The organism is Pseudomonas sp. BF-R-26, from assembly GCF_019947395.1.
GTDB lineage: Bacteria > Pseudomonadota > Gammaproteobacteria > Pseudomonadales > Pseudomonadaceae > Aquipseudomonas > Aquipseudomonas farris.
In genome coordinates this window covers 32,092-43,989 of the sequence record NZ_JAGYGK010000012.1, presented here as the reverse complement: position 1 = coordinate 43,989, position 11,898 = coordinate 32,092, and the positions used below count along the sequence as shown (strand labels likewise).

The 11,898-nt window shown below is 61.2% G+C and carries 9 protein-coding genes; all 9 read right to left on the bottom strand.

Annotation, left to right across the window (positions count from 1 at the left end; all coding sequences use genetic code 11):
• Positions 1-51: 51 nt before the first annotated feature.
• The 9 genes from lysS to KGB18_RS18825 all read right to left on the bottom strand — a co-directional run bounded on the left by lysS (position 52) and on the right by KGB18_RS18825 (position 11,496).
• The gene (lysS, locus tag KGB18_RS18865) at positions 52-1,554 is read right to left on the bottom strand and encodes a lysine--tRNA ligase (protein ID WP_123719880.1); all 1,503 of its coding nucleotides are present in this window, start codon (positions 1,552-1,554) and stop codon (positions 52-54) included.
• Between the two features lie 101 nt (positions 1,555-1,655).
• A protein-coding gene (gene prfB, locus KGB18_RS18860; RefSeq protein ID WP_095920368.1) for a peptide chain release factor 2 occupies positions 1,656-2,751 on the bottom strand; the annotation gives its coding sequence in 2 pieces (ribosomal slippage) (positions 1,656-2,678 and positions 2,680-2,751; 1,095 coding nt in all).
• Positions 2,752-3,044: 293 nt separating this feature from the next.
• On the bottom strand, positions 3,045-4,046 hold the full coding sequence (locus KGB18_RS18855) for a PleD family two-component system response regulator (RefSeq protein ID WP_123719881.1): 1,002 nt from the start codon (positions 4,044-4,046) through the stop codon (positions 3,045-3,047).
• A 48-nt stretch (positions 4,047-4,094) separates the two neighbouring features.
• Complete coding sequence (locus KGB18_RS18850) at positions 4,095-5,105, bottom strand: chemotaxis response regulator protein-glutamate methylesterase (RefSeq protein WP_123719882.1); 1,011 nt, start codon at positions 5,103-5,105, stop codon at positions 4,095-4,097.
• Complete coding sequence (locus KGB18_RS18845; protein ID WP_123719883.1) at positions 5,102-7,390, bottom strand: hybrid sensor histidine kinase/response regulator; 2,289 nt, start codon at positions 7,388-7,390, stop codon at positions 5,102-5,104. Before KGB18_RS18845 ends, KGB18_RS18850 begins: the two co-directional genes overlap by 4 nt.
• A complete protein-coding gene (locus KGB18_RS18840; protein ID WP_123719884.1) occupies positions 7,387-8,070 on the bottom strand; it encodes a chemotaxis protein CheW in 684 nt (227 codons plus the stop codon). Before KGB18_RS18840 ends, KGB18_RS18845 begins: the two co-directional genes overlap by 4 nt.
• A complete protein-coding gene (locus KGB18_RS18835) occupies positions 8,067-9,341 on the bottom strand; it encodes a CheR family methyltransferase (RefSeq protein ID WP_123719885.1) in 1,275 nt (424 codons plus the stop codon). The genes KGB18_RS18840 and KGB18_RS18835 overlap by 4 nt, the downstream gene beginning before the upstream one ends.
• Positions 9,338-9,874, bottom strand: coding sequence for a chemotaxis protein CheW (locus KGB18_RS18830; protein WP_123360665.1), 537 nt, complete (start codon positions 9,872-9,874; stop codon positions 9,338-9,340). Before KGB18_RS18830 ends, KGB18_RS18835 begins: the two co-directional genes overlap by 4 nt.
• Positions 9,874-11,496: a methyl-accepting chemotaxis protein gene (locus KGB18_RS18825; RefSeq protein ID WP_123719886.1), complete on the bottom strand. Its 1,623-nt coding sequence runs from the start codon at positions 11,494-11,496 to the stop codon at positions 9,874-9,876. The genes KGB18_RS18830 and KGB18_RS18825 overlap by 1 nt, the downstream gene beginning before the upstream one ends.
• Positions 11,497-11,898: the final 402 nt, after the last annotated feature.

Here is an 11,898-nt window from a genome sequence, read left to right as displayed (position 1 = left end):
AGACAGGCAATAAAAAGCCGCCTGTTATAGGCGGCTTTTTAATTGAAACACTTACGCTTGTGGCCGCATGTGCGGGAACAGGATCACGTCGCGGATCGACGGTGAGTTGGTCAGCAACATCACCAGACGGTCGATGCCGATCCCTTCACCGGCAGTCGGCGGCATGCCGTACTCCAATGCGCGAACGAAGTCGGCGTCGTAGTGCATGGCTTCGTCGTCGCCGGCGTCCTTGTCGGCCACCTGCGCCATGAAACGCTCAGCCTGGTCTTCCGCGTCGTTCAACTCGGAGTAGGCGTTGGCGATTTCACGGCCGCCGATAAACAGTTCGAAACGGTCGGTGACGTTCGGGTTTTCGTCGTTACGACGAGCCAGCGGCGACACTTCGAACGGGTACTGGGTGATGAAGTGCGGCTGTTCCAGCTTGTGCTCGACCAGCTCTTCGAAAATCATCACCTGCAGCTTGCCCAGACCTTCAAAGCCGAGCACCTTGGCGCCGGCCTTCTTGGCGATGGTGCGGGCCTTGTCGATGTCAGTCAGGTCGTCAGCGGTCAGCTCAGGGTTGTACTTGAGGATCGAGTCAAACACCGACAGACGCACGAACGGCTCGCCGAAGTGGAACACCTTGTCGCCGTAAGGCACGTCGGTGCTGCCCAGAACCAGCTGAGCCAGTTCGCGGAACAGCTCTTCGGTCAGGTCCATGTTGTCTTCGTAGTCGGCGTAAGCCTGGTAGAACTCCAGCATGGTGAATTCAGGGTTGTGACGAGTCGAAACGCCTTCGTTACGGAAGTTGCGGTTGATCTCGAAGACTTTCTCGAAACCGCCGACTACCAAGCGCTTGAGGTACAGCTCAGGCGCGATACGCAGGAACATTTCCATGTCCAGCGCGTTGTGGTGAGTCTCGAACGGCTTGGCCGCCGCGCCGCCTGGAATGGTTTGCAGCATCGGCGTTTCCACTTCCAGGAAGTCACGCTTCATCAGGAAGCTGCGGATGTGTGCAATCACTTGCGAGCGAACGCGGAAGGTCTGGCGCACATCTTCGTTGACGATCAGGTCAACGTAACGCTGACGGTAGCGCTGTTCGGTGTCGGTCAGGCCGTGGTGCTTGTCCGGCAGCGGGCGCAGGGATTTGGTCAGCAGACGCACGCTGGTCATTTCGACGTACAGGTCGCCTTTGCCGGAACGCGCCAAGGTGCCTTCGGCGGCAATGATGTCGCCCATGTCCCAGGTTTTCACCGCGGCCAGGGTGTCTTCGGACAGGGTTTTACGGTTGACGTAAACCTGAATCCGCCCGGTCATGTCCTGAATCACCATGAACGAGCCACGGTTGAGCATGATGCGACCCGCCACCTTGACCGGGATCGCAGCCTCTGCCAGCTCTTCCTTGGTCTTGTCCGCGTACTGTTTCTGCAAATCTTCGCAGTAATTGTCGCGGCGGAAGTCGTTGGGGAAGGCATTGCCCTTGGCGCGCTCGGCAGCAAGCTTTTCCTTGCGCAGGGCGATCAGGGAGTTTTCTTCCTGTTGCAGGGCTTGCGGGTCGAGTTGTAGGTCGCTCATGTCTTTAAATATTCCATCAGGTTCGTTGCCCCCGGCATTCGCCGGGGTTCGCGGGCAAGCCTCGCTCCTACAGGGTCGTATTGACCCCCGCAGGGCGTGCGTTAAAGCCCTTGTTTCAAGCTGGCCACCAGGTATTCGTCGATATCGCCGTCGAGCACCTTGTCGCAGTCGCTGCGTTCGATGTTGGTGCGCAGATCCTTGATCCGCGAGGCATCGAGCACATACGAACGGATCTGGTGACCCCAGCCGATATCCGACTTGGTGTCTTCCAGGGCCTGGGAAGCGGCGTTGCGCTTCTGCACTTCCTGCTCATACAAACGCGCCCGCAACATTTTCATCGCGGTGTCTTTGTTCGCATGCTGGGAACGTTCGTTCTGGCAGCTGACCACGGTGTTGGTCGGTACGTGAGTAATCCGTACGGCCGAGTCGGTGGTGTTAACGTGCTGACCACCGGCACCGGAGGAGCGGTAGGTGTCGATGCGCAGGTCCGACGGGTTGATGTCGATTTCGATGTTGTCATCGATTTCCGGCGACACGAACACGGCCGAGAACGAGGTGTGACGACGGTTGCCGGAGTCGAACGGGCTCTTGCGCACCAGACGGTGCACGCCGATTTCGGTACGCAGCCAGCCAAAGGCGTATTCGCCCTTGATGTGAACGGTAGCGCCTTTGATACCGGCGACTTCACCGGCCGACAGCTCCATGATGGTCGCGTCGAAACCGCGTTTATCAGCCCAACGCAGGTACATGCGCAGCAGGATGTTGGCCCAGTCCTGAGCCTCGGTACCGCCGGAGCCGGCCTGGATGTCCAGGTAGGCGTTGTTGGCGTCCATCTCACCGCTGAACATGCGACGGAATTCAAGTTTTTCCAGGGACTCGCGCAGGCGCTCGACTTCGGCAGCGACGTCATCGACGGCGGCCTGATCTTCTTCTTCGGCGGACATCAGCAGCAGGTCTTTGGCATCGGCCAGACCACTGTGCATTTCGTCGAGGGTTTCGACGATCTGAGCCAGCAGCGACCGCTCGCGGCCCAGCTCCTGAGCGTACGACGGGTTGTTCCAGACACTCGGATCTTCAAGCTCGCGATTGACTTCAGTCAGACGCTCATGCTTTTGATCGTAGTCAAAGATACCCCCGAATAGTTTCGGAGCGCTCGGACAGGTCCTTGATACTGTTAAGGATCGGGTTGATTTCCATGGCGGGCAGCACTCGTTGGCGAACTTTTGAAAGCCGGCGAGTATAACGTAATCAAGCTGTCAAGGCAGCCCGCCTGGCGGCTTTAGCGGCGAATGGTTTTGGGCTGATTGCAGGATTAACGCGGGTGCCTGTAGCAGCTGCCGAGCTCGCGAGGCTGCGTTCGGCGGCGCAGCCGTCGTGAAATCAGGCGGCGCGGTCATTCAGGTAAACCGCGTGCGCAGAATTGGCGAGGACTTCGTCCTCGAACGCAGCCTCGCGGGCTCGGCAGCTGCTACAGCACTACGGGGCGCGCTTTACTCAATCCCCACCTGATTGCGCCCATTGTTCTTCGCCAGGTACAGCCCCTTGTCCGCCGCCGAGATCAATTGCCGGCAATCGCTGCCCGGCTGGGGGATCAAGGTCGACAGGCCGATGCTGATGGTCAGGCTCGAACCTTCGGTCGGGAAAATGTGCGGGATCTTCAGCCCGGCCACGGTCTGGCGCAGTTTTTCCGCCACCATTCGCGCACCGACCGGCGAGGTGTTGGGCAGGACCAGGACGAACTCTTCGCCGCCGTAACGGGCCGGCAAATCCGAAGGTCTGGAGCTGGCGTCGCGAATCGCCGTGGCGACTTTGCGCAGCGCCTCATCGCCTTCGAGGTGGCCAAAGCTGTCGTTGTAGGACTTGAAGTAATCGACATCGATCATCAGCAACGACAGTTGGGTCTGATCCCGCAGCGAGCGCCGCCACTCCAGCTCCAGGTACTCGTCGAAATGCCGGCGATTCGACAGCCCGGTCAGGCCGTCGGAGTTCATCAAGCGTTGCAGCACCAGGTTGGTGTCGAGCAACTGCTGCTGGCTGACCCGCAGCGCGCGATACGCCGCGTCACGCTGTAGCAGGGTCATGTAGGAGCGCGAGTGATAGCGGATGCGCGCCACCAGTTCGATATTGTCCGGCAGTTTGACCAGGTAATCATTGGCGCCGGCGGCAAACGCCGCACTCTTGATCAGCGGGTCTTCCTTGGTCGACAGGACAATGATCGGAATGTCCTTGGTCGCCGGATGGTTACGGTATTCGCGCACCAGGCTCAGGCCGTCGAGGCCGGGCATGACCAGATCCTGAAGGATTACCGTCGGCTTGATGCGGATCGCCTGGGCGATGGCCTGGTGCGGGTCGGCACAGAAATGGAAGTCGATGTTTTCTTCGTTCGACAAACCACGCCGCACTGCCTCGCCGATCATCGCCTGATCGTCCACCAACAACACCATGGCGGCGTTTTCGTCGGTTTTGAAGTCGTCGAGCTGTAAATCATTCATGTGCGGTCACCTGAGTACTGCCTTGGCCACGATTGCTGCTAATAATAGTCATTTTGAGAAGATCTCCAGCAATCGTGGCGCTATCTTGTCCAGTGGGCGAACTTCCACAGCCGCGTTAATGGCCGCGGCCGCCTTCGGCATGCCATACACCGCACTGCTTTGTTGGTCCTGAGCGATGGTCAGGTAGCCCTGTTGGCGCATGAGTTTAAGCCCCTGCGCGCCGTCGCGCCCCATACCGGTCAGCAGAACGCCCACGGCATCACCACTCCAGTAACTGGCCACACTCTCGAAAAACACATCGATCGAAGGCCGATAGATCTCATTGACCGGTTCGGCGGTGTAGGCCAGCGTGCCGTTTTTCAGCAAGCGAATATGATGGTTGGTCCCGGCCAGCAGGACCGTGCCACTTTGCGGCGGTTCGCCTTCCTGGGCCAGGCGAACGTTCAGGCCACTGGCGCTGGCAAGCCATTCGGCCATACCGGTGGCGAACACCTGATCCACATGCTGGACCAGCACGATGGCCGCCGAAAAATCTCGTGGCAGGCCCTTGAGCAGCACTTCCAGCGCCGCCGGCCCACCAGCGGATGAACCGATCGCCACCAAATGCTGGCGCGAGGACGAGTGGCGGTGCGAGCTCGGTGCCGATCGCACCCGATTGCTATGGTCGCCGATCAGCCAGCCAATGTTCATGATCTTGCGCAACAGCGGTGCGGCGGCTTCCTGAGGATTGCCGCCCCCGATAGCCGGGGTATCGACCACGTCCAGCGCGCCGTAACCCATGGCTTCGAACACCCGGTGCACGTTCTGCTCGCGGTCGACCGTGACAATGACAATCGCGCACGGAGTCTCGGCCATGATTCGCCGGGTCGCTTCCACACCGTCCATCAACGGCATGATCAAATCCATCAGGATCAGATCCGGGGTGTATTCGGCGCAACGTTGCACCGCCTCGGCCCCATTGCCGGCGACCCAGACCACTTCGTGCGCCGGTTCGAACGCCAAAGCGCGGCGCAAAGCCTCTACCGCCATGGGCATATCATTGACGATAGCGATTTTCATGCCCGCGCGCCTCCAATGAGCTCAACTACTGCATCCAGCAAAGCGTCATCATGAAAACTCGCTTTGGCTAGATAATAGTCGGCTCCGGCGTCCAGTCCACGGCGGCGGTCTTCTTCGCGGTCCTTGTAGGACACCACCATCACCGGCAGGGATTGCAGGCGATTATCGCGACGCAATAAAGACACCAGCTCGATGCCATCCATGCGCGGCATGTCGATGTCGGTGATCAGCAGATCGAAATCCTCCGAACGCAGGGCGTTCCAGCCATCCATACCGTCCACCGCCACGGCGACGTCATAGCCGCGATTGAGCAGCAATTTGCGCTGCAACTCACGAACGGTCAGCGAGTCGTCCACCACCAGAATCCGTTTGCGCGCCGCTTCGACGGCCTGATTGGCATGCCGGGCAATGCGCTCCAGACGCCCGGTATTGAGCAGTTTGTCCACCGAACGCAGCATGTCTTCGACGTCGACGATCAACACTACCGAGCCGTCGTCGAGCAAGGCTCCGGCAGAAATGTCCTGCACCTTGCCCAGGCGCTCGTCCAGCGGCAGCACCACCAGCGTCCGCTCGCCGATAAACCGCTCGACCGCCACCCCGTAAATCGCCTCGCGCTCGCGGATGACCACGACTTTGAGGGTCTGCGCGTTGTTCTGGCTCGTCGGTCGCTGCAACAGCTGACTGGCGGCGACCAGCCCGACATGCCGGCCTTCGTGCCAGAAGTGCTGCCGGCCTTCGACCTGCACGATATCCTCCGGCGCCAGGTCGCACATGCGCTCGATGTGCGCCAGCGGGAAGGCATACGCCTCGTCACCGACTTCCACCACCAGGCTGCGCACCACCGACAGCGTCAGCGGCACTTGCAGATGAAAACGACTGCCCTCACCCGCCGTCTGCTCCAGCACCACGGCACCGCGCAATTGGCGAACCATGTGCTGAACCGCATCCAGCCCGACGCCGCGCCCGGAGACTTCGGTGACCGTGTCGCGCAAGCTGAAACCCGGCAGAAACAGGAACGTCAGCAGCTCTTCTTCGCTCAACTGGGCGGCGGTCTCGGCTGGGGATAACTGCCGCTCGACGATGTTGCGACGGAGTTTTTCCAGATCGACGCCATTGCCGTCATCGCTGAGTTCCAACACCAGCAGACCGGCTTGATGGGATGCGCGCAGACGAATCAGGCCCTCCTCCGGTTTACCGGCCAATAGCCGTTGTTCCCGGGTTTCGATGCCGTGATCCACCGCATTGCGCAGCAAGTGCGTCAGCGGCGCTTCGAGTTTCTCCAGTACGTCGCGGTCGACCTGAGTCTTATCGCCCTCGATCTCCAGTCGCACCTGTTTCCCAAGGTCACGGCCGAGATCGCGGACCATGCGCACTTGCCCGCTCAGCACGTCGGCGAATGGCCGCATGCGACAGGCCAGCGCCGTGTCATACAACACCTGTGCGCGCTGGCTGGCGTGCCAGGCGAACTCATCCAGTTCGGCGTTCTTTTCCACCAGCAATTGCTGGGACTCGGCCAATAGTCGTCGGGCATCGCCCAAGGCCTCTTGGGCTTCGAGACTCAAGGCATGGTCCTTGAGATGGACGTTGAGGTTTTCCAGTGCCCGCAGGCCGTTGCTCTGCATGCGTTTGAGGCGCTGCATAGTGGCCAGGTGCGGCTTGAGCCGCTGGGTTTCCACCAGGGATTTACTCGACAGATCGAGCAGGCTGTTCAAGCGCTCGGCCGTGACGCGCAATACGCGTTCGCCACTTTCGGTGGTGCGTTTAGTCGTGGGCCCTGGCTCGACGGGCGCTGCCGGGGGGGCTTCGGTGGCGGCCGGCATGGGCGGCTCAACCTTGGGCGTCGGCGGCTCCAGCTGAAGTTCTGCCATCGGCGGCGCGATAGGGGCAGTGGCCGCCATGTGATCAAGCAGCCGTCCCATCAAGACCACGTAAGCGTCGATATCCGCAGGCGCCGGAGCGTTGCTCGGCGTCGCAATCCGCATCAGCAGATCGGTGCCTTGCAACAGTGCATCAATGTGTTCGGGCCGCAGGTACAGCCGCCCTTCCTGGGCGCTGACCAGGTAATCTTCCATCACATGGGCAACGCTGACCCCGGCATCGACACCGACAATCCGCGCCGCGCCCTTGAGCGAATGGGCCGCGCGCATGCACGACTCAAGGTAATCGGCCTGGGTCGGATCGCGCTCAAGCGCCAAAAGGCCTGCGCTCAGCACCAGGGTCTGGGCCTCGGCTTCGAGGCTGAACAGTTCCAGCAAAGAGGCGTCACGCATTTGCTCGGGGGTCATGTGAGGCTCCGGGTCACGGCGGACAGCAGCTGTTCTTCATCCAGCCAACGCAGGCTGCGACCTTTGAATTGCAAAACGCCACGGGTGTATTTGGCGCTGGCCTGGGTACCGGACTGAGACGCCGCATCGAGAATGCGCTCGTCGATGGCATGAATCCCGTCGACCTCGTCCACCGGCACCACCACTGGCCCGCCGTGAGCGGCAATGATCAGCATCCGCGGCATCACCCGCGCGCCGGATGCCACGCCACTGGTGACGTCGAGCCCCAGCAGCTCCACCAGCGAGAGGCACGCCACCAAGGCACCGCGCACATTCGCCACGCCGAGCAACGCCCGGGAGCGCTGATGCGGCAACGAGTGAATCGCCTGCAGCGGCGCCACTTCGACCAGGCTGCGAGTGGCCAGGCCCAGCCATTCTTCGCCGAGGCGAAACATCAGCAGCGAGCGGGTTTTCACATCGCTCTCAGCCGTTGTGGAGACTTGCTGGCGGTCGTCCTGCTGCAACGCATAGCGGTCGAGCAAGCGTGTGGCGGCAGCCGAATACACCGCACAGTTGCGGCAATGAATGTGCTCGCTCAGCAATGGGCAGGACTGGTCGCCGTGGATACCGATACGGTTCCAGCAGTCGTCGATGGCCTGGGCATCTTCATGGGTGACGCTCAAGGTGTCGGCGGCGTTCATCGTTTACGCTCACTGTCAGCGGCGCGCTCGCTGCGGGCGGCGCGGGCCTGCAATCGTCTGGCACCGGCCGTGTCGCCCTGGGACTGCAGCAAAGCGGCCAGATGCATCAATGCGTCGGGGTGTTGCGGTTCGAGGTACAACGCCTTGCGATAAAAACCCTGGGCCTCGAGGGCGCTGCCTGCGACATCGCTGAGCAGCCCCAGCCAATAGAACACCTGCGCCACCGGCTCGTGACTGCGCAAAAAACTTTCGCACGCGGCGCGGGCCTCAGCGCTTTTGCCTTCATTGGCCAGCGCGGCGATGTTCGCCAGCAGCGTGGCGGCGTCCGAAGGGGTAGCCGAAGGGGTGGCGGCGACCTGAGGCATCGGCACCACCGTCGCGAAAGGCCGACTGCGCGCTGGCGGCGGTGTCACGCTGCGCACCGGTTGTTGCACTGGCAGCGGCGTCGGCACGAAGGACACAAGCGGTTCCGGCGCACTTTGACGACTGAAGGCAAACGACTGCGGGATGCCGATCGAGCGCATGCCGAAACGTCCCAGCAGACTGCCCTCCGCCGGGCCGATAAACAGCACGCCGTCGACGTGGGTCAGGCGCTTGAGCACTTCGAACACTTGCTGCTGGGTCGGCTGATCGAAATAGATCAGCAAATTGCGGCAGAACACGAAGTCATAAGGTGGCTCACTGGCCAGCAAGGCCGGATCCAGCAGATTGCCGACCTGCAAACGCACCTGCTCAAGCACGCGCCCGCTAAGACGATAGTTGTCGTTTTCAGCCGTGAAATGCCGCTCGCGAAAGTCGATGTCCTGTCCGCGAAACGAATTCTTGCCATACAGCGCGAGCCTGGCCTTTTCCACCGACAGCGGGCTGACATCCATGCCGTCGACCTTGAACTGGTGCGGCGCCAGCCCGGCATCAAGCAATGCCATGGCGATGGAGTACGGTTCTTCGCCGGTGGAACACGGCAGACTGAGAATCCGCAGGGCGCGCATGTTATTGATCGCCGCCAGCCGCTTGGCCGCCAGTTTCGCCAGCGTGGCGAAGGATTCCGGGTAACGGAAAAACCAGGTCTCGGGGACGATTACCGCTTCGATCAGCGCCTGTTGTTCGTCGCGCGAGCCCAGCAGGGTGTGCCAGTACTCATCGGCCGTCAGCGCCCGCGCGGCCGTGCAGCGCTGGCGCACCGCGCGTTCGATGATCGCCGGGCCGACCGAGCCCACATCGAGGCCGATACGTTCTTTGAGGAAATCGAAAAACCTTTGATCGCTGCTCATCCCTGCTCCTCAAACTGCGCCAGGTCCAACGGCGGCGAGGGAAACAACAAGGCGCGGACCTGTTCGTCCAGCAAATCGGCAACCCGCACCCATTGCAGTAAACCCTGGGCATCTTCGCGCACCGGCCCGAGGTACGGCGCCTGGCGATTGTCCAGTCCATAAGGCTGAAAGTCCGCCGGGTTGCAGCGCAACGTGTCGGTGGCCTGTTCCAGAATCAGCCCGAGCAATTGCGCAGGCGTCGCCTCATCCGGCCGATAGTGCACCAACACCAGCCGCGTGCTGGTGCGAGCCTGGGCCGGTTGGCCGAACGTCAGGGCGCTGAGGTCGATCACCGGCACCACCGCGCCGCGATAGGCGAACACCCCGGCCACCCAGTCCGGCGCCCGGGGAATCGGTTTCAACGGCAGTTGCGGCAGCACTTCGGCCACCTCGATGGCCTGCAAGGCGTAACGCTCGTTGCCGATGCGGAACACCAGAAACAACGACTGTTTCACTGGCATCACCGCGCCGCGTTTGACCGCGAGCTCGCTCATCAGACTTTGAATCGCGAGACGCCGCCACGCAGCCCCACGGCCACCTGGCTCAGTTCATCGATGGCGAAACTGGCCTGACGCAGGGACTCGACGGTCTGGCTGCTGGCATCGCCCAACTGCACCAACGCGTGGTTGATCTGCTCGGCGCCGGTGGCTTGGGCCTGCATGCCTTCATTGACCATCAACACCCGTGGTGCCAGCGCCTGAACCTGATGGATGATCTGCGACAGCTGCTCGCCCACCGACTGCACCTCGGACATGCCACGGCGCACTTCTTCTGAAAACTTGTCCATGCCCATGACCCCCGCCGACACCGCCGACTGGATCTCGCGCACCATCTGCTCGATGTCGTAGGTGGCCACCGCGGTTTGGTCCGCCAGACGCCGCACTTCGGTGGCGACCACGGCAAACCCGCGACCGTATTCACCGGCCTTCTCGGCTTCGATCGCGGCGTTCAGGGACAGCAGATTGGTCTGGTCGGCGACTTTGACGATGGTCACCACCACTTGATTGATGTTGCCGGCCTTCTCATTGAGGATCGCCAGTTTGGCGTTGACCAGATCGGCCGCGCCCATCACCGAGTGCATGGTGTCTTCCATGCGCGCCAGGCCTTGTTGACCGGAACCGGCCAGCACCGAAGCCTGATCGGCGGCAGTGGAGACTTCGGTCATGGTGCGCACCAGATCCCGCGAGGTGGCGGCAATTTCCCGCGATGTCGCACCGATTTCGGTGGTGGTGGCTGCGGTTTCGGTGGCCGTGGCTTGCTGCTGCTTGGACGTCGCGGCGATTTCCGTGACCGACGTGGTGACCTGCACCGAAGAACGCTGGGCTTGGGACACCAGCGAGGTGAGCTCTGTCATCATGTCGTTGAAGCCGGTTTGCACCGCGCCGAACTCGTCTTTGCGATCAAGATCCAGGCGACTGCTAAGATCGCCGGTGCGCATGATTTCGAGGATCTGCACAATGCGGTTCATCGGCGCCATGATCGCGCGCATCAACAAAAGACCACACAAGCCGGCACTAAGGACTGCGACCAGCAGCGAAATGCCCATGATCAGCTTCGCCACCTCTACCGATGAAATGATCGAGTCAGTGGCCGCCTCAGCCGCCGCCCTGTTGAATTCAATGAGTTCATCCAGCTGTTTGCGGCCGGCAGCCCATGCCGGGGTCAACTGTTCGGCGAGGATGCGACGGGCCTGCTCGAAGTCCTTTTGCTGGTAGAGATCGAGTACCTCTTCGAGCTGCTTGTCATATTGGTCGTGCAGCTTTTCAAATTCCTCGAACCTTGCCTGATCATCTTTCTCGAAGATGGTACCCCGGTAGCTGGCCATCGAGCGTTGCAGCCTTTCCTCAAGACCCTGGTACATATCCTTGTCAGCCTGGGTCATGTCTCGACCGCCACCCAGCCCGATCAGTTGCTGGGTCAGCACGTAATCATCGACCCAGGCACCGCGAATCAGGGAGCTGTAGTGAATCCCGGGAACACTGTCCGAGCGCACAACGCTCTCACTAGACTCAATCGACAGTAAACGGGAATACGACACGACGACCATCAGCAACATGATCGCGATAATCACCGCAAAGCTCGCCAAAATGCGTAGGCGCAACGTCCAGTTCTTCACAGTCAGTCCTCGGTGCGGTTCAAATTGCGGGGGAGTATAGCCGAGGGTGGTGTTTCATTTATCAGACGCTGAGCACCGCTTCTCATCCTGGCGACAAAAAGCCGGGATTCGCTAGAAACGGACCGTGGATCGGTCATTGAGGAAAGTTGTCGCGGCCGAAGACGCCATCGCGAGCAGGCTCGCTCCCTCACGTTGATTACTGTCGCGCACAGACTGTGTGTTCACTGCAGATCTAGTGTGGGAGCGAACCTGCTCGCGATTGCGTCCATCCAGTGAAAATCTGTTGCCTGACACACCGCTTTCGCGGGCAAGCCTCGCTCCTACGGGTCAGCGTCGACGACAATCGTGTGTTCGACAACTCACTGTAGGAGCGAGGCTTGCCCGCGAAGGCGGCCTGAAGAC

Coding starts and splice junctions, on each gene's coding strand:
- lysS (WP_123719880.1), bottom strand. CDS start 1,554: ATGAGCGACCTACAACTCGACCCGCAAGCCCTGCAACAGGAAGAAAAC.
- KGB18_RS18855 (WP_123719881.1), bottom strand. CDS start 4,046: ATGAATGATTTACAGCTCGACGACTTCAAAACCGACGAAAACGCCGCC.
- KGB18_RS18850 (WP_123719882.1), bottom strand. CDS start 5,105: ATGAAAATCGCTATCGTCAATGATATGCCCATGGCGGTAGAGGCTTTG.
- KGB18_RS18845 (WP_123719883.1), bottom strand. CDS start 7,390: ATGACCCCCGAGCAAATGCGTGACGCCTCTTTGCTGGAACTGTTCAGC.
- KGB18_RS18840 (WP_123719884.1), bottom strand. CDS start 8,070: ATGAACGCCGCCGACACCTTGAGCGTCACCCATGAAGATGCCCAGGCC.
- KGB18_RS18835 (WP_123719885.1), bottom strand. CDS start 9,341: ATGAGCAGCGATCAAAGGTTTTTCGATTTCCTCAAAGAACGTATCGGC.
- KGB18_RS18830 (WP_123360665.1), bottom strand. CDS start 9,874: ATGAGCGAGCTCGCGGTCAAACGCGGCGCGGTGATGCCAGTGAAACAG.